Source organism: Micromonospora sagamiensis (assembly GCF_014680085.1).
Classification (GTDB): domain Bacteria; phylum Actinomycetota; class Actinomycetes; order Mycobacteriales; family Micromonosporaceae; genus Micromonospora; species Micromonospora inyonensis.
The window spans coordinates 3,111,952-3,126,596 of record NZ_AP023438.1; the positions used below are offsets into that span (position 1 = coordinate 3,111,952).

General features: G+C 71.4%; 18 protein-coding genes. 10 read left to right on the top strand and 8 right to left on the bottom strand.

Translation table 11 applies throughout. The features are described from left to right. Positions 1-93 precede the first annotated feature (93 nt). Both IGA62_RS13525 and IGA62_RS13530 read left to right on the top strand, forming a co-directional pair. A complete protein-coding gene (locus tag IGA62_RS13525) occupies positions 94-1,950 on the top strand; it encodes an acyl-CoA dehydrogenase (RefSeq protein ID WP_145821153.1) in 1,857 nt (618 codons plus the stop codon). A 185-nt stretch (positions 1,951-2,135) separates the two neighbouring features. Further along, positions 2,136-2,405, top strand: coding sequence for a DUF6458 family protein (locus IGA62_RS13530; RefSeq protein ID WP_091454299.1), 270 nt, complete (start codon positions 2,136-2,138; stop codon positions 2,403-2,405). A 38-nt stretch (positions 2,406-2,443) separates the two neighbouring features. On the opposite strand, the gene IGA62_RS13535 is transcribed toward IGA62_RS13530, so the two are convergent. Next, on the bottom strand, positions 2,444-3,001 hold the full coding sequence (locus IGA62_RS13535; protein WP_145821151.1) for a SixA phosphatase family protein: 558 nt from the start codon (positions 2,999-3,001) through the stop codon (positions 2,444-2,446). A 118-nt stretch (positions 3,002-3,119) separates the two neighbouring features. Here IGA62_RS13535 and IGA62_RS13540 point away from each other — a divergent pair, with 118 nt between their 5' ends. Continuing rightward, positions 3,120-3,401: a DUF6458 family protein gene (locus IGA62_RS13540; RefSeq protein ID WP_145822244.1), complete on the top strand. Its 282-nt coding sequence runs from the start codon at positions 3,120-3,122 to the stop codon at positions 3,399-3,401. An 85-nt stretch (positions 3,402-3,486) separates the two neighbouring features. Here IGA62_RS13540 and trhA read toward each other — a convergent pair whose 3' ends face one another. Then, positions 3,487-4,110, bottom strand: a complete 624-nt coding sequence (gene trhA / locus IGA62_RS13545; protein ID WP_145822243.1) for a PAQR family membrane homeostasis protein TrhA — start codon at positions 4,108-4,110, stop codon at positions 3,487-3,489. A 149-nt stretch (positions 4,111-4,259) separates the two neighbouring features. Here trhA and IGA62_RS13550 point away from each other — a divergent pair, with 149 nt between their 5' ends. The 3 genes from IGA62_RS13550 to IGA62_RS13560 are packed head-to-tail and all read left to right on the top strand — an operon-like array spanning position 4,260 to position 6,560. Then, positions 4,260-4,976, top strand: a complete 717-nt coding sequence (locus IGA62_RS13550; RefSeq protein WP_145821149.1) for a 5-oxoprolinase subunit B family protein — start codon at positions 4,260-4,262, stop codon at positions 4,974-4,976. Beyond that, the gene (locus IGA62_RS13555) at positions 4,973-5,821 is read left to right on the top strand and encodes a 5-oxoprolinase subunit C family protein (RefSeq protein ID WP_145821147.1); all 849 of its coding nucleotides are present in this window, start codon (positions 4,973-4,975) and stop codon (positions 5,819-5,821) included. The genes IGA62_RS13550 and IGA62_RS13555 overlap by 4 nt, the downstream gene beginning before the upstream one ends. After that, the gene (locus tag IGA62_RS13560) at positions 5,805-6,560 is read left to right on the top strand and encodes a LamB/YcsF family protein (protein ID WP_145821145.1); all 756 of its coding nucleotides are present in this window, start codon (positions 5,805-5,807) and stop codon (positions 6,558-6,560) included. Before IGA62_RS13555 ends, IGA62_RS13560 begins: the two co-directional genes overlap by 17 nt. A gap of 58 nt (positions 6,561-6,618) precedes the next feature. Here IGA62_RS13560 and IGA62_RS13565 read toward each other — a convergent pair whose 3' ends face one another. Further along, positions 6,619-7,056 (bottom strand): VOC family protein, encoded by a 438-nt coding sequence (locus IGA62_RS13565; protein ID WP_145821143.1) that lies wholly within the window; start codon positions 7,054-7,056, stop codon positions 6,619-6,621. A 1-nt stretch (position 7,057) separates the two neighbouring features. After that, positions 7,058-7,642, bottom strand: coding sequence for a DinB family protein (locus tag IGA62_RS13570; protein WP_145821141.1), 585 nt, complete (start codon positions 7,640-7,642; stop codon positions 7,058-7,060). Between the two features lie 61 nt (positions 7,643-7,703). Here IGA62_RS13570 and IGA62_RS13575 point away from each other — a divergent pair, with 61 nt between their 5' ends. Beyond that, positions 7,704-8,663 (top strand): helix-turn-helix transcriptional regulator, encoded by a 960-nt coding sequence (locus IGA62_RS13575; protein ID WP_145821139.1) that lies wholly within the window; start codon positions 7,704-7,706, stop codon positions 8,661-8,663. A 28-nt stretch (positions 8,664-8,691) separates the two neighbouring features. Here IGA62_RS13575 and IGA62_RS13580 read toward each other — a convergent pair whose 3' ends face one another. The 3 genes from IGA62_RS13580 to IGA62_RS13590 form a co-directional block, all read right to left on the bottom strand. Then, positions 8,692-10,530 (bottom strand): NHL domain-containing thioredoxin family protein, encoded by a 1,839-nt coding sequence (locus IGA62_RS13580; RefSeq protein ID WP_145821138.1) that lies wholly within the window; start codon positions 10,528-10,530, stop codon positions 8,692-8,694. A 372-nt stretch (positions 10,531-10,902) separates the two neighbouring features. Further along, positions 10,903-11,157 (bottom strand): flavin reductase, encoded by a 255-nt coding sequence (locus IGA62_RS13585; protein ID WP_145821136.1) that lies wholly within the window; start codon positions 11,155-11,157, stop codon positions 10,903-10,905. Next, positions 11,132-11,455 (bottom strand): hypothetical protein, encoded by a 324-nt coding sequence (locus IGA62_RS13590; protein ID WP_186500081.1) that lies wholly within the window; start codon positions 11,453-11,455, stop codon positions 11,132-11,134. The genes IGA62_RS13585 and IGA62_RS13590 overlap by 26 nt, the downstream gene beginning before the upstream one ends. Positions 11,456-11,494: 39 nt before the next feature. On the opposite strand from IGA62_RS13590, the gene IGA62_RS13595 reads away from it, so the two are divergent. The 3 genes from IGA62_RS13595 to IGA62_RS13605 all read left to right on the top strand — a co-directional run bounded on the left by IGA62_RS13595 (position 11,495) and on the right by IGA62_RS13605 (position 12,957). Then, on the top strand, positions 11,495-11,677 hold the full coding sequence (locus tag IGA62_RS13595) for a hypothetical protein (RefSeq protein WP_186500080.1): 183 nt from the start codon (positions 11,495-11,497) through the stop codon (positions 11,675-11,677). Between the two features lie 295 nt (positions 11,678-11,972). After that, positions 11,973-12,779, top strand: a complete 807-nt coding sequence (locus IGA62_RS13600; protein ID WP_145821132.1) for a helix-turn-helix domain-containing protein — start codon at positions 11,973-11,975, stop codon at positions 12,777-12,779. Continuing rightward, the gene (locus IGA62_RS13605) at positions 12,766-12,957 is read left to right on the top strand and encodes a DUF397 domain-containing protein (protein WP_145821130.1); all 192 of its coding nucleotides are present in this window, start codon (positions 12,766-12,768) and stop codon (positions 12,955-12,957) included. Before IGA62_RS13600 ends, IGA62_RS13605 begins: the two co-directional genes overlap by 14 nt. 175 nt (positions 12,958-13,132) lie before the next feature. Here the strand turns inward: IGA62_RS13605 and IGA62_RS13610 are convergent, their stop codons facing one another. Continuing rightward, positions 13,133-13,948, bottom strand: a complete 816-nt coding sequence (locus IGA62_RS13610; RefSeq protein ID WP_186500079.1) for a pentapeptide repeat-containing protein — start codon at positions 13,946-13,948, stop codon at positions 13,133-13,135. Positions 13,949-14,645: the final 697 nt, after the last annotated feature.

Here is a 14,645-nt window from a genome sequence, read left to right on the forward strand (position 1 = left end):
CACTTTCATCAGCGGCTTGTCGCTGCCTACCCGCGAGTAATACAGTCGGGGTTACTGATCGGTAACACCTGTCCGGAAGCGGGGCCAGTGATCATGACCCACTACAAGAGCAACCTGCGGGATCTCGAGTTCAACCTGTTCGAGGTCTTCGGGGTGGACCGGGCGTTCGGCCAGGAGCCGTACTCGGATCTCGACGTCGACACCGCACGGAGCTTCCTCGCGGAGATGGACCGACTCGCCCGCGAGGACCTGGCCGCCAGCTACACCGACAGTGACCGCAATCCCCCGGTCTTCGACCCGGCCACGCACACCGCGCCGCTGCCGGAGCCGTTCAAGAAGTCGTACCAGGCGTTCATGGACTCGGAGTTCTGGCGGCTGGACCTCCCCCCGGCGCTGGACGGGGGCAACGCGCCCCGGGCGCTCTGGTGGTCGCTGGCCGAGCTGATCCTCGGCGCCAACGCCCCGGTCTGGATGTACGCCTCCGGCCCGTCCTTCGCGCACGTCCTGCTCGTCGAGGGCACCGAGCAGCAGAAGCGGTGGGCGAAGCTCTTCGTCGACAAGCAGTGGGGCTCCACGATGGTGCTCACCGAGCCGGACGCCGGCTCGGACGTCGGCGCCGGCCGGACCCGGGCCATCCCGCAGCCGGACGGCTCCTGGCACATCGAGGGCGTCAAGCGCTTCATCACCTCCGGTGAGCACGAGCTGAGCGAGAACATCGTCCACTACGTGCTGGCCCGCCCGGTGGGTGTCGAGGGCGTCGGCGGCCCGGGCACCAAGGGCCTCTCGCTCTTCGTGGTGCCGAAGTACCACTTCGACGAGGAGACCGGTGAGCTGGGCGAGCGCAACGGCGTCTTCGCCACCAACGTCGAGCACAAGATGGGGCTGAAGGTCTCCAACACCTGCGAGATGACCTTCGGCGAGCACGGCGTACCGGCCAAGGGCTGGCTGCTGGGCGAGAAGCACGACGGCATCCGGCAGATGTTCATGATCATCGAGAACGCCCGGATGATGGTCGGCTCGAAGGCCATCGCCACCCTCTCCACCGGCTACCTGAACGCCCTCGAGTACGCCAAGAGCCGCGTGCAGGGTGCCGACCTGCTCCAGATGGCCGACAAGACCGCACCCCGGGTCACCATCACCCGCCACCCGGACGTCCGCCGCTCGCTGATGCTCCAGAAGGCGTACGCCGAGGGCCTGCGCGCCCTGGTCTGCTACACCGCCTCCTGGCAGGACCAGGTCGCCATCGCCGAGGCGGCCGGGGACGAGGCGGCGACGAAGACCGCGAAGCGGGTCAACGACCTGCTCCTGCCGCTGGTCAAGGGGGTCGGCTCGGAGCGGGCGTACGAGTTGCTCGGGCACGAGTCCCTGCAGACGTTCGGCGGCTCCGGCTTCCTCCAGGACTACCCGATCGAGCAGTACGTCCGGGATTCCAAGATCGACACCCTGTACGAGGGCACCACCGCCATCCAGAGCCTCGACCTCTTCTTCCGGAAGATCGTCCGGGACAAGGGCAAGGCGCTGATGACCGTCTCGGGCGAGATCCAGGAGTTCATCGCCAGCGAGGGCGGCAACGGACAGCTCAAGGAGGAGCGGGCCGCGCTCGGCAAGGCGCTCGCCGAGGTGCAGACCATCCTCGGCGTGCTGACCGGCTGGCTGGGCGAGGCACAGGCCGGTGAGCCGCGTGCCGTGTACAAGGTGGGTCTGAGCAGCCGCCGCCTGCTGCTGGCGCTCGGTGACGTGGTGGTCGGCTGGCTGCTCCAGCGGCAGGCGGACGTCGCCCTGCGCGCCCTGGGCGGCGAGGTGTCCGCCACCGACCGGGCGTTCTACACCGGCAAGGTGGCGGCGGCGAAGTTCTTCGCCCGCGAGGTGCTGCCCCGCATCGGCGCCGACCGGCGCATCATCGAGAACACCGACCTCGACCTGATGGACCTCCCGGAGGAGGCCTTCTGAGCCGGATGTTCCGACCCTCCTGATTCCCCCTCGACGGCCGGCGCGCACCTGCGTGCCGGCCGTCGCCGTTCCCACCGGGTGGGGTAGGGGCCGCCATCGCGGGTATGCGTGGCCGGAGCATCGTCCGCGTACGCGACGGTGTCCGGAGAAAGCCCAGAGCCACCGCACGGGGGAGTGCAGCGCACATGGGCATTGGTAGCGGCATCTTTCTCATCGCCCTGGGGGCGATCCTGACGTTCGCCGTACGGGCCAACGTCTGGTGGGTCGACCTGCGTGCCGTCGGCTGGGTGTTCATCCTCGCCGGCCTGGCCGTCCTGCTCACCACCCTCTGGTTCTGGCAGGACCGGCGGAAGCGGGCCCGGACCCTCATCGTGGAGGAGAACCGGCTCTCCCACCCGACCGCGATGATGCCCCCGCCGCCCGATCCGCCCCCGCCGACGGCGCCGCCCTCCTGAGCCGCCGGCTCCGGGGAACGCGATCGAACCGCCCGCGCTCAGGCGCGGGCGGTGTGTCGTTCGATGACCGGTGCGGGCACGGTGCCGAGGTCGGCCCAGGCCCCGGTGACCCGGTGCACCACGACACCGCTGGTCCGCAGGCCCTCCCGGTCGGCGCCGGCCCGGTCGAGGGCGATCGACAGCAGCGAGATGCCCGGGTTGTGGCCGACCAGCAGGACCGTGCCGGCGTCCGGCTCGACGGCCCGGAGCAGATCCAGCAGGTCGGCGGTATCCGCCGCGTACACGGTCGGTTCGTGACGGACCCGGGGTGCCCGGTCGCTTCCGTCCGGTGCACCGGTCATCCCGCCCTCGGCTGGCACACCGGCCATCCCGCTTTCCACCGCCTGCCAGGTCTGCCGGGTGCGCCGCGCGGGCGAGCAGACCACCACGTCGGGCCGGAAGCCGTGCCGGGCCAACCACGCGCCGGCCGCGGCGGCGTCGGCCTGCCCGCGTACGGTCAACGCCCGGTCCCGGTCGGCGACGTCGCCCTCCGGGGTCGCCGCCTTCCCGTGCCGGAGCAGCACGAGTGTGTGTTCGGTGACCCTACCCTGCGTCATGGTCCCAGCTTGCCTGATTGGCGATCTCCGCGCTCGGGTAAGTCGGTGTGTGCCGCAACCTCATCCAGTGGCCGCGGCGGTAACGAAACGCCAGCAGAACGCCAAGGAGGGCGACACGATGGGCATCGGCAGCAGTATCTTCCTCATCGCGCTGGGCGCGATCCTCGCATTCGCGGTCGACGCCAACCTGGGTTGGCTCAGCCTGAACACCGTCGGCTGGGTGCTGATGCTCGCCGGTGTGGTGGGCCTGATCATGACCGCCTACTTCTGGAACACCCGCCGTCGGACCGTCGTGGCCGCGCCGCGGGAGCGGGTCGTCGAGGAGCGCGTGGTGCCGGCGCAGGACGACCGCGTGGTCCAGGAGTACCGCGAGGTGCGCCGCCCCGGCCACCAGGTCTGACCCCGTCGCTCACCCGGGGGCTGCGCGCACGCCGCGGAGCCCCCGGAAGCACGTCCGGGCACCGGAGGTGTGGTGGTGGCGAGGCTCAGGCGAAGAGGGCGAAGTAGATCGCGATGTGGTGACAGATCGCCGCCACCAGGGTGCAGGCGTGGAAGAACTCGTGGTGCCCGAAGACGGTCGGCCACGGGTTGGGCCGGCGTAGGGCGTAGAAGACCGCGCCGACGCTGTAGGCCGCGCCACCGACCGCCAGCAGGACCAGGGCGGTCACCCCGCCCCGGTGCAGGATGTCCGGGAGGATGGCCACCGACACCCAGCCGAGCGCCAGGTAGAGCGGGGCGGAGACCCAGCGCGGCGCGTGTGGCCAGACCACCTTCAACGCCACCCCGCCCAGCGCCCCGCCCCAGACCAGGGCGAGCATGATCGTCGCCTTACGGTCGTCGAGCAGCAGCAGGCAGAACGGCGTGTACGTGCCGGCGATGAACAAGAAGATCATCGAATGGTCCATCCGGCGCATGATCTGGAAGCCCCGCTCCGACCAGACCCGCCGGTGGTAGAGCGCGCTGGTGCCGAAGAGCCCGCACACGGTGACGCTGTAGATCAGGCAGCTCGCCAGCGGCGCCCACCCCGGCCGGGTCGCCGCGACCGAGCAGAGGACGATGCCGCAGACCAGTGCGACGAAGAACGCGTAGGTGTGCAACCAGCCGCGCATCCGCGGCTTGCCGATGTCGACCGGCCTGATCCGTACGTTGGTCGGGGTGGTCACCTCCTCAGGTTACGGCACCGTAAGTTACTTCCAGGTAGTGGAATGTGTCACGTCCACCCGTACGCGGTCGAGCCCGCGTCCGCCAGGATGACGGCATGCGGATCCGTCCCGTCGGTGCGCACGCGCTGCTGCTCGACTGTGCCGAGCCCGAGCCCGAGCCCGGTTCCGACCCGGAGCCCGAGCCCGGTTCCGGCGGTGCGGTCCGGTCCGTGGTGGACCCTGCCGGGCAGGTCGAGGCCTGGCGGGCCGAACTCTGGCGACGCCGGGAGGCCGGTGAGCTGACCGCCGTCGAGATCGTCCCGGCCGCCACCACCGTGCTGCTCGACGGCGTACCGGACCCGACGGCCACCGCCGCCCGGATCGCCACCTGGACCCCGCGACCCGTCGACAGCGGCAACACCGCCGACACCGCCGACGGCAGCGCGGACACCGCCCGCGCCGTCGGGGTGCCCGTCACCTACGACGGCGAGGACCTGCCCCGCGTCGCCGGCCACTGGGGCGTGGACGTGCCCGAGGTGGTCCGCCGGCTCACCGGCACCGAGTTCCGGGTCGCCTTCTGTGGCTTCGCGCCCGGGTTCGCGTACCTCACCGGGCTCCCGGCGGAGTGGACCGTGCCCCGCCTGGCCACCCCCCGTCCCCGGGTGCCCGCCGGCTCGGTCGCCCTCGCCGGTCCGTACGCCGGGATCTATCCGACCGCCTCGCCCGGCGGCTGGCTGCTGGTCGGCCGGACCGACCTGCCCCTGTTCGACGTGCGCGCCGACCCGCCCGCCACGCTCGCCCCCGGCACCCGGGTCCGGCTGGTGACGACATGATCGAGATCCTCCGCGCCGGGGCGCTCACCACCGTCCAGGACCAGGGGCGACCCGGCTGGGCGCACCTCGGCGTACCCCGGTCGGGAGCCCTCGACCCGGCGGCGCTGCGGCTGGGCAACCGGCTGGTCGGCAACCCGGAGGCCGCCGCCGGCCTGGAGATCACGCTCACCGGCTGCGAGCTGCGCCTGCACTGCGCCGGCACGGTCGCGGTCACCGGCGCGGAGGCCGACGTCCGGGTCGACCGGCGGCCGGCGGACCCCGGCCGCCCGCTGTCGCTGCCCGCCGGGGCGGTGCTGCGGATCGGCCCCGCCCGCCACGGGTTGCGCAGCTACCTCGCCGTCTCCGGCGGCATCGCGGTCGAACCGGTGCTCGGCAGCCGCGCCACGGACACCCTCTCCGGCCTCGGCCCGCCCCCGGTACGCGACGGTGACCGGCTCCCCATCGGCCCGGTCACCGGCCCGCCCGCCCCGGTGGACTTTACCGCCGCCCCGGCTCCCGCCGCCGAACTGCGGCTGACGCTGCGCCCCGGCCCCCGGGACGACTGGTTCACCCCCGTCGCCTGGCACCGGCTGCTGCACACGGCGTACCAGGTCAGTCCGATGAGCGACCGGATCGGTGCGCGCCTGCTCGGCGCGCCCCTGCCCCGCGCGGTGGCCGGCGAACTGCCCAGCGAACCGGTCGTGCTCGGGGCGGTGCAGGTCCCGGCGGACGGCCAACCGTTGATCTTCCTCGCCGACCACCCCACCACCGGCGGATACCCCGTCGTCGGGGTGGTGGACGACGTCACCCCGCTCGCGCAGGCCAGTCCGGGTACTACCGTCAGATTCCATGGACCTCAACGCTGACCTCGGCGAGGGCTTCGGCATCTGGCGGCTCGGCGACGACGAGGCGCTGCTGGAACTCGTCACCTCCGCCAACGTGGCCTGTGGCTTCCACGGCGGTGACCCGTCCACCATGCGTCGCGTCTGCTCCGCCGCCGCCGAGCGGGGAGTCGCGATCGGGGCCCAGGTCGGCTACCGGGACCTCGCCGGCTTCGGCCGCCGGCACATCGCGTACGCCTTCGAGGAGCTGCGCGACGAGATCACGTACCAGCTCGGCGCGCTGGAGGCGTTCTGCCGGCCGTACCGGACCCGGGTCCGCTACCTCAAGCCGCACGGCGCGCTCTACCACGCCGCCGCCTGCCAGGAGTCGCAGGCCGCCGCAGTGGTCGCCGCGATCAGCGACTACGACTCGGACCTGCCGGTGCTCTGCCCGCCCGGTTCGGTGCTCGCCCAGCTCGCCACCGGGGCCGGGCTGCGGGTGGTCGCCGAGGGCTTCGCCGACCGGGGTTACCTCGCCAACGGTGCCCTGGTGCCCCGCTCCGCCCCCGGTGCCCTGGTCACCGACCCGCAGGAGATCGCCGAGCGGGCGGTCCGGATGGCCACCGAGCGGGCCGTGACCGCTGTCGACGGCAGCGTCGTCCCCTGCCCGGTCGAGTCGATCTGCCTGCACGGCGACACCCCCGGCGCGGTGCAGGCGGCAGCCCTGGTGCGGGCCGCCCTCATCGACGCCGGGGTGCCACTACGCCCGTTCAGCACGTCGTGATCGACCGGTGAGCCGGGCGGATCCCGGTGAGCCGGGCGGATCGTCCGCGCGCGGCGGGTCAGTCGAGGCAGAACTCGTTGCCCTCGGGGTCGGCCATCACGATGTGACCGGTGCCGAGCGGGGGAGCGGGTTCGAAGCGCCGGAGCTGGGTGGCGCCGTGGGAGACGAGCCGCTCGGCCTCCGCCTCCAGAGCCGCCATCCGCGCGTCCCCCTGGAGCCCGGGGGCGGCCCGCACGTCGAGGTGCACGCGGTTCTTGGCCTGCTTGCCCTCCGGCACCCGCTGGAAGAACAGGCGCGGCCCGGAGCCCTCGGGGTCGGCCACCGCCGAGGCGTCGTTGCGATTCTCGGGCGGCACGCCCATCGCCTCCAGTGCCTGCTCCCACGACTCGAATCCCCCTGGCGGGGCCTGCAACCGGTAGCCGAGGGCCTCGGCCCAGAACGCCGCCAAGGCGGCCGGGTCGGCGCAGTCGAAAGTGATCTGGACGTCGCGGGCCATCTCAGCTCGCCTCCTGTCGGGTCGACCTGTGGGTGTACGGGTAGAGGTCGCGGAGCAGGCACACCTCGGACAGGTGGTGGATCAGCTCGCGGTTGATGTGCAGCACCAGCGCTGCCAGCGGACGGTCGGCGTACGGCCCCTCCGCCTCCCCGCACGGGCGGGCGAGACCGGACCCGCCGAGCGACTCGACCCCGGCCAGCCACGTGGCGTACTCCGCGTCGAGCTGGGCCAGCGCCCCGGCCGCCGTGGCGGCGTACTCGAACGACTGGTAGTCGGTGGGCGCGCGACCGAAGTGCGCGGCGTTGCGTACCGCGAGCACGCCGACGATCACGTGCCCGAGTCGCCAGGCGATCGTCGTGACCGGTGCCGGGTCGGGCTCCGGGAAGGCGAAGTCGATGGTCATCGCACCGGACCCGGCCCGCACCGGTGCGGTGCCGGTGCCGCGCGGGCGCACGTTCCAGCAGCCGGGCGTCGGCTCCCAGAAGTACTCGTCGTCGGTGAGCCCGTCGAGACGGGGGCGCAGGTGGTTGGTCCAGTGCCAGGCGATCTGTTCTCGGAGCAGAGAGTTCCAGTTCTGGTCGTTCATGGTTCCAGCCTCCCGCGAATAGCGGACAGGATCGTTCCGTGATCTGTGGAACGATCAGCATGTGACCGTCGAGGCAACGACCGAACGGGTGCTGCGGTTGCTGGGGCTGCTGCAACGGCGACCGTCCTGGACCGCCGCCGAACTCGCCGCCGAGCTGCGGGTCACCGACCGTTCGGTGCGTCGCGACGTGGAGCGACTGCGCGCGCTCGGCTACCCGGTGCACGCGACGGCCGGCGTCGGCGGCGGCTACCAACTCGGCGCGGGCACCCGGCTGCCGCCGCTGCTGCTCGACGACGAGGAGGCGATCGCCACGGCGGTCTCCCTGCGGCTGGCGGCGGGAGGCACGGTCGCCGGGGCGGGCGAGGCGGCACTGCGGGCGCTCGCGAAGCTCGACCAGGTGATGCCGTCCCGGCTGCGTGCCGAGGTGCGGGCGGTGCACGGCGCCACCGAGACACTCGTCGGCCCCGGAATCGAGATCGACGCGGAGGTGCTGGTGACGCTCGCGCGGGCCTGCCGTGACGCCGTACGGGTGCGGTTCCGGTACGCCGGCCGCGACGGCGAGGAGCGCGAGCGTACGGTCGAGCCGGTGCGGATGGTCACCACCGGCCGACGGTGGTACCTGATGGCCCGGGACGTCGAACGCGACGACTGGCGCACCTTCCGGCTGGACCGGATGCGCGAGGTGACGGCGACGACCTGGCGCTTCCGGCCGAGCGAGCATCCGGACCCGGTCGCCTACGTGCAGCGCTCCGTGACCGAGGCACCGTACCGGTATCTCGCCCGGGTGCGGGTGCACGCCCGGCCCGACCAGGTGCGGGAACTGGTGCCACCCCAGGTGGGGCGCGTCGAGGACGACCGCGAGGGGTGGTGCGTGCTCGTCGTCGGCGGGGACCACCTGGACTGGCTCGCCGCGCACGTGGCCCGACTGGGCTACGAGGCCGAGGTGCTGGAGCCGCCGGAGCTGCGGGAGGCCGCCGCCCTGCTCGCCCGTCGCCTCGCGGCGCTGGCCGGGGCCGGCTGACGGACCTGGTCAGCCGGCCCCGCGACAGCTAGGCGTCCAGACCGCGCAGCACCAGTGGCAGGCGGGCGGGGGCATCGTCGACCACCCGTACCGGCACGCCCCAGTCCTGCCGGGTCAGGTGGCAGGCGCCGTGCTCGTCGTCCACGTCGCAGGTGGCCGCCTGAGCGGTCACCTGGAGCACACCGGCGCTGACGGACCCGTCCACCACCAGGCGACGGGACAGTTCCGTCCCGGTGCCGGCCCCCTCCACCAGCAGCTCCGGCGGAGACGCCGAGACCACCAGCCGGGTCGACGGACCGAAGCTCTCGTCCATCTTCTGGCCGGGCGGGGGCGTGAAGATCACGTCCAGGGTGACCTGGCCGGAGCCGATCTCGGTGGGCGGACGTTCCGTGCGGTGCCGCGGGCCGTCCACCGTGCTCGCCCCGACCGCGGAGAGCGCGCCCGGCGCGAGCCGGGTCAGCCGGTGCGCGGCCGACTCGACCACCAGGACGTCACCATCCGGGGTCAGCACCAGGTCGCTCGGCTCGGCGAGCCCGTCGGCGACCGTCGACACCATCCGGGTCGCCGGGTCGAAGCGCCGGACCGCCCCGTTGTACGTGTCGGCGACCAGCACCGAGCCGTCGGGCAGCGCGCACACGCCCAACGGGTGCTGGAGCAGCGCCTGCCCGGCCGGGCCGTCGACGTGCCCGAAGTCGAAGAGCCCCTGCCCGACCGCCGTGCCGAGGACGCCGTTCTCGACGTACCGGACGGCGCTGGTCTCGCTGTCGGCCACCCAGAGACGTCGGCCGTCGGCCGAGACGGAGAGCCCGGACGGCTGCGCCATCCACGCCTCGGCCACCGGGCCGTCCCGCAGCGCCTCGACGGTGGTCCCCGCGTACATGCCGGCGGTCCGCTTGATCGGGTCGAACCACCAGAGCTGGTGGATGCCGGCCATCGCGACCACGATCCGGTCCTCGTACCAGGCGAGGTCCCAGGGGGAGGAGAGGTCGACCGAGCGGGCGTCGTGTGCGTGGTCGTCGACCGTGGAACGCCACTGCCGGCCGGTGCCGGCGACGGTGACCACCTCGCCGCTGTCGAGGCGTACGCCGCGCAGCAGGTGGTTGACGGTGTCCGCGACCACCAGGTCGTACCCGGCGACCTCGGCGACGTGCGCGGGCAGCAGGCAGAGGCCCTGCGGCTCGGAGAAGGTCGCGGTGCCGGCCGGGCCGTCGGCGCTGCCCCGCACGCCGGTGCCGATCCGGCGGACGACCGTCTCGCCGTCGGCGGCCAACTCCACCAGCGAGTGCCGGGCCGAGTCCGAGACCAGCAGACTTCCGCCGTCGAGCACCACGGCCTTGCCGGGGAAGCGCAGGGTGGTCTCCGGTTCCACCGGCGGCACGTACGGCCCGTCGCCCCGGTGCAGCGTCCCCTTGGCCTCGTGTACGGCGATCAGCTCGTCGATCAGCCGGGACAGCCCCTCGGCGTGCCCCTCGCCGGCCATGGTGGCGACCACGTACCCCTCGGGGTCGACCACCGCCAGCGTCGGCCACGCCTTCGCCGCGTACTGCTGCCACATGTCCAGCTCGGGGTCGTCCAGGACGGGATGGTGCACCCCGTACCGCTCGACCGCCGCCGCCAGGGCGTCCGGGTCCTTCTCGTGCTCGAACTTCGGCGAGTGCACCCCGACGACGACCAGCACGTCGCCGTACTTCTCCTCCAGCGGACGCAGCTCGTCCAGCACGTGCAGGCAGTTGATGCAGCAGAAGGTCCAAAAATCCAAAACGGTTATGCGACCTCGGAGGTCCTGCAATGTCAGGTTTCGTCCACCAGTGTTCAGCCACTGGCGACCCTTCAGCTGGGGCGCACGGACGCGGGGCGAAGTAGCCATACCGCCACCCTGCCACGGCATTGCCGGGGCCGACCGCCGGTGGAAGGTTGGCAGCGGCGACGGGGGTAGCTCAGAGTGATGTCGGGCGGGAAGCGCTCGTATCCCGATGCGCCCTTTGCTCTGCACCCCTCCACGCACCGGGCACTCTCGGTTGCCAGTGACTTCTTGCGCCAAAAATCGACGACATTCTGTTCTCCCTGCTCAAATCCGGTGTTGCGTATCCGGGTGCAGAGCAAAGGGAGCGCCAGGGAAAGCCGGCGGCCAGCGTGGCGATCACCGAGCGTAAGAACTTGCCATGCTCCGACTATGTGCACGCAGGGTGACCGTGGTGGGGTGGTGTCCACCCGCCAACCGCGAGGTGTCGGCGGCCGGTCAGCTGTCGACCCGGCGGCGGGGCGGACGAGCCCAGCGGACGAAGCGATTCAGCAGGTTCTCGTCGCGGGGCAGGTCGGGTAGAGCCGCCGCCATGGTCACGCCGAGGTCGACCATCAGGCCGAGCCGATCGTCCGCGTACAGGTCCAACAGGTGCAGTTTCGCGGGCTGGCACGGCCACGGCGCACTGCACGCCCGGCACCGCCAGGACGGGCGGGCGGCGACGTGGTCACGCCCCGGGCGGTACGGCGTCATCCGGCCACACCTCCCCCGCGAGTATCCGGGCGTCGGCGCGGTTCAGCCTCAACCACCAGAGGAAGCGACCGATCAGCGCCGGCGCGCTGATCCGGATCAGTTCCGTCCGGACCAGCCGGGCCTCCTCCGTCATCCGCAGCACCGCTACGGCCCGCTCGGCGGGGGTGGTCAGCGCCAGAGCGTCGCGGAACGGTGTGCACGGCCAGGGCCTCGCGCACTCGTCGCAGTGCAGCGTCAGCCAGCCGCGCCGGTGGACCAGGGTCAGGTCGACCGGCTTCAGCCGGATCTCCGTCACCACCGCCTGCCCCCGTTTCCGCGCCGGTCCTGGGCCAGCGTCGTGAACGTCGCGGCGTTCGGCCAGATGATCTGCGTGACCTCCGCCGACCCGGCTGCCCGACGTGGGGCGGCGGACATCGAGAAGGGCCCGATCGGACGAAGGGGCGGCCAGGGAACCATCGGCGGGACCGGCTTGGGCTCCGGCGCGGGTTTCGGCTTGGGCTTCGGCTTCTCCCTGGCGTGATGGTGGCGGTCGGGATCAGGCGGCGCGGCGAGTGGACCGGGTGGGGTCGGATGCCGGCGGTCCGGGCAGCGCCGCCACGACGGCAGCCCACACGAGCAGGCGAGCCGCCAACGGCGGAGTACCGGACGGTGACGCGGGGCGAACGGAACCGGACGTGGCGATCGTGACATGCTGACAATCTGCTGTGGAGCGGCTACCCACTGAAAGGGTGCGTCGGTGTTTGGGCTGAGGTGGCCGGATCGGCGCTCGACGAGTGGCGTGATGAGTAGTCGATCTCCGATCTGAGGAGGCTTGAGTGGCCGATGTGCCCAGTCCTCTCGCCGACTTCATCGTCAGCGAGATCCGTCGAGCCAGAGGTGCCGGCGGCATGACACAGGAAACGTTTGGGCGCGGGGCGGGCTTCAGCGCTTCGCATGTGAGCGCGGTTGAGAGCGGCACACGCGCCCTGACCATGGACTTCATCCGGGGTGCGGACCGTGCCTTCAGTAATGGCGGACTCTTTGAACGCATGGCGTCGAAGCTCGGTGCTCCGTCGTGGTTCCTGCCGTGGCTTGACGCGGAGCGCGCCGCGACTCAGCTCCGCTACTTCGAGCCCAACCTGATCCCGGGGATTCTTCAGACCGAGAACTACGCCCGCGCCGTGATGCGTCTCAACGACCTCATGTCCACCGCTGAGGTCGACCGACAGGTCGGTGCTCGCATCGCCCGACACAAAATTCTGACGGAGGACGTGCCTCCGCAGTTGGTGGCCGTACTCGATGAAACCGCACTCCATCGAGGCGGCGAGGACTTCCCGGGCATCATGGCCGAACAGATCGTCCACCTGACGGCCATGGCTGAACTCCCGCATGTCCATGTTCACGTCATCCCAGCGGCCGCGGGCCTTCACATCGGGCTCTCCGGTCCCTTTGCGCTGGCGCGGTTGAGCCAGGGCGGCTGGGTCGGGCACCTGGAAAACCAGCTGGGCGGGCTCGTTGTTGACGACGAGCAGGAGATAGCCGCTCTTCAGGCAAGGTGGGAGAATGTTCGGAACGAAGCGCTCCCGCGCCGGCAGTCCATCGAACTGATGAAGGAGGCGTACAGCCACCATGGACCTGAGTAACGCCGTCTGGCGCAAGTCCCGGCGCAGCGGTTCAAGCGGCGGCAACTGTGTCGAGGTCGCGGACAACCTGCTGGACGTCGTCGCTGTCCGCGACTCCAAGAACCCAGCCGGCCCGGCTTTGACTTTCAGCCCGGCAGCGTGGCACGCGTTCATCGCCCAGCTCGCCGAGCGAGCCTGAACCAGATTCGCCGATCTTCCGAGTGCTCATGCTGCAAACGAGCGGGCGCTGGTTAGAGCCCCGGTCTTGTCGGGTCAGGCTCGTTCTTTACACCGAAAGGTGGTGACTTATGGTGCGCCGCGAAAGCCGCAATCCGGGCGACAGATTCCGTGCCTGACAGACCTCCGTCACGCTGTCAGCAGGAAGCCCTGTCTTCCGGCGCCGCCTCCCCTGCCGGCCGGGTCACTCCGGGCGGTAGCCGGGTCTGGTCGTCGACCCAGCTACATCGCACCGCCGCACTGGTCAGATTCTTCACGTCGGCCAGGTCCGCAGCACGCAGGTCCGCACGGACCAGGTTCGTGCCGCCCAGGTCCGCACCGCCCAAGTCCGCGTCGCGCAGGTCTACGCCGCCTAGATATGCGCCGCGTAGGTCCACGCCCCGTAGGTCTGCGCCGCCCAGATGCGCGCCGCCCAGATGCGCGCCACGCAGGTCCACGCCGTGCAGATCCGCGCCAACGAGGCCCGCGAAGCGCAGGTTCGCGTAGGCCAGGTTCGCGTAGGCCAGGTTCGCGTCGTTGAGGGATATCCCGGGCAGGGACAGTTGGGTGCCGGTGAAGTCGAGGCGGCTGTTGTCCGGGTTGGGGCGCCGGCCAAGCACGGTGACTGCGGCGAGTACGTCCTCGGGCACCGCCGGAATCTTCGACGGATCGGCCGGTTCGGTTGGTGCGAGGCCGTTGGTGCGGATGAAGGCGCACAGAACCTCGATGACAGTGTGTCCATCGCCAGGCGAGTCACGCATGATGTGTTCGAGGGAGTAGATGCCCCCGAGCCGGATGCTGAGCTTGTCCGGGCCGGTCTGGCCGAGCTGGTCGATGGCCCGGTTGAATCGGTCGGCGATCTGGCCCTGTGCGCTGAGGTCGATCTGGTCTCGGGTCGCACGGGTCGCGTCGGCGGTGTAGTCCAAGGACCGGGCGGTGAACAGCAGCGCGGCCACCGCAGTCAGTGCCGTCACGGCCTGGAAGACGACCTGGGCGCGGGACTGCTGTTGTCCTGGCGGCATCGCCGGTGCCTGCGTAGCGGGGCGAGGGCCACGCGGTCGCGGGCTGGAGGCCCGCCAATGCGGTGCCGCCCCCGGTACGCGGAAGGACCTACCAGAGCCCCATCCCACACGAGCAGCAACGACACGATCACGAAGCGTCGGCATAGTCCTCATTAGACAGAAGCCAGGCAACGAACGCCAACGGGGCACACTTCTCCGAACGCCCCAGCGCGCCGCCGACTTGGATCCGCCGCCGTCATGCACAACGAGAATCAGAGATAGATCATTATGATGCGCGGCAAAAGCCTCATTCCGGGCGCGTGACCGGGGGGGTTCGCACGTTCCTACCGGTTCGCGGGTTCCGCTCGTCGTCGACCCGGTGCCCGTTCGGCAGCCGGCCGGGTGCCACGCCGGCCGATGCCGGCCGGAGGCCGCCAGCAGGCCGGGCGCGGCACCACCGGAAGGGCCCGCGATGTTTCGGCAACTCGTCGCGGCCGACTCGACGACGGCGGCCGGCACCGCCTGGTCGACGTCGACGAGCTGCCCGCCGCGCCCGTTCGGCAACTCCGGCCGGCGTCGTCCTGGTGCTCATCGACGTCGGTTCGGCAACCGGGGTCGCGGGGCAGTTCGCCGGCGCGACACATCGCGTCGAAGGTGAGGGTTTGTTTCC

What these genes read in the sequence shown, in the direction of transcription:
- IGA62_RS13525 (WP_145821153.1), top strand. Translation starts at nt 94, where the DNA reads ATGACCCACTACAAGAGCAACCTGCGGGATCTCGAGTTCAACCTGTTC.
- IGA62_RS13530 (WP_091454299.1), top strand. Translation starts at nt 2,136, where the DNA reads ATGGGCATTGGTAGCGGCATCTTTCTCATCGCCCTGGGGGCGATCCTG.
- IGA62_RS13535 (WP_145821151.1), bottom strand. Translation starts at nt 3,001, where the DNA reads ATGACGCAGGGTAGGGTCACCGAACACACACTCGTGCTGCTCCGGCAC.
- IGA62_RS13540 (WP_145822244.1), top strand. Translation starts at nt 3,120, where the DNA reads ATGGGCATCGGCAGCAGTATCTTCCTCATCGCGCTGGGCGCGATCCTC.
- trhA (WP_145822243.1), bottom strand. Translation starts at nt 4,110, where the DNA reads ATGCGCGGCTGGTTGCACACCTACGCGTTCTTCGTCGCACTGGTCTGC.
- IGA62_RS13550 (WP_145821149.1), top strand. Translation starts at nt 4,260, where the DNA reads ATGCGGATCCGTCCCGTCGGTGCGCACGCGCTGCTGCTCGACTGTGCC.
- IGA62_RS13555 (WP_145821147.1), top strand. Translation starts at nt 4,973, where the DNA reads ATGATCGAGATCCTCCGCGCCGGGGCGCTCACCACCGTCCAGGACCAG.
- IGA62_RS13560 (WP_145821145.1), top strand. Translation starts at nt 5,805, where the DNA reads ATGGACCTCAACGCTGACCTCGGCGAGGGCTTCGGCATCTGGCGGCTC.
- IGA62_RS13565 (WP_145821143.1), bottom strand. Translation starts at nt 7,056, where the DNA reads ATGGCCCGCGACGTCCAGATCACTTTCGACTGCGCCGACCCGGCCGCC.
- IGA62_RS13570 (WP_145821141.1), bottom strand. Translation starts at nt 7,642, where the DNA reads ATGAACGACCAGAACTGGAACTCTCTGCTCCGAGAACAGATCGCCTGG.
- IGA62_RS13580 (WP_145821138.1), bottom strand. Translation starts at nt 10,530, where the DNA reads ATGGCTACTTCGCCCCGCGTCCGTGCGCCCCAGCTGAAGGGTCGCCAG.
- IGA62_RS13585 (WP_145821136.1), bottom strand. Translation starts at nt 11,157, where the DNA reads ATGACGCCGTACCGCCCGGGGCGTGACCACGTCGCCGCCCGCCCGTCC.
- IGA62_RS13605 (WP_145821130.1), top strand. Translation starts at nt 12,766, where the DNA reads ATGGACCTGAGTAACGCCGTCTGGCGCAAGTCCCGGCGCAGCGGTTCA.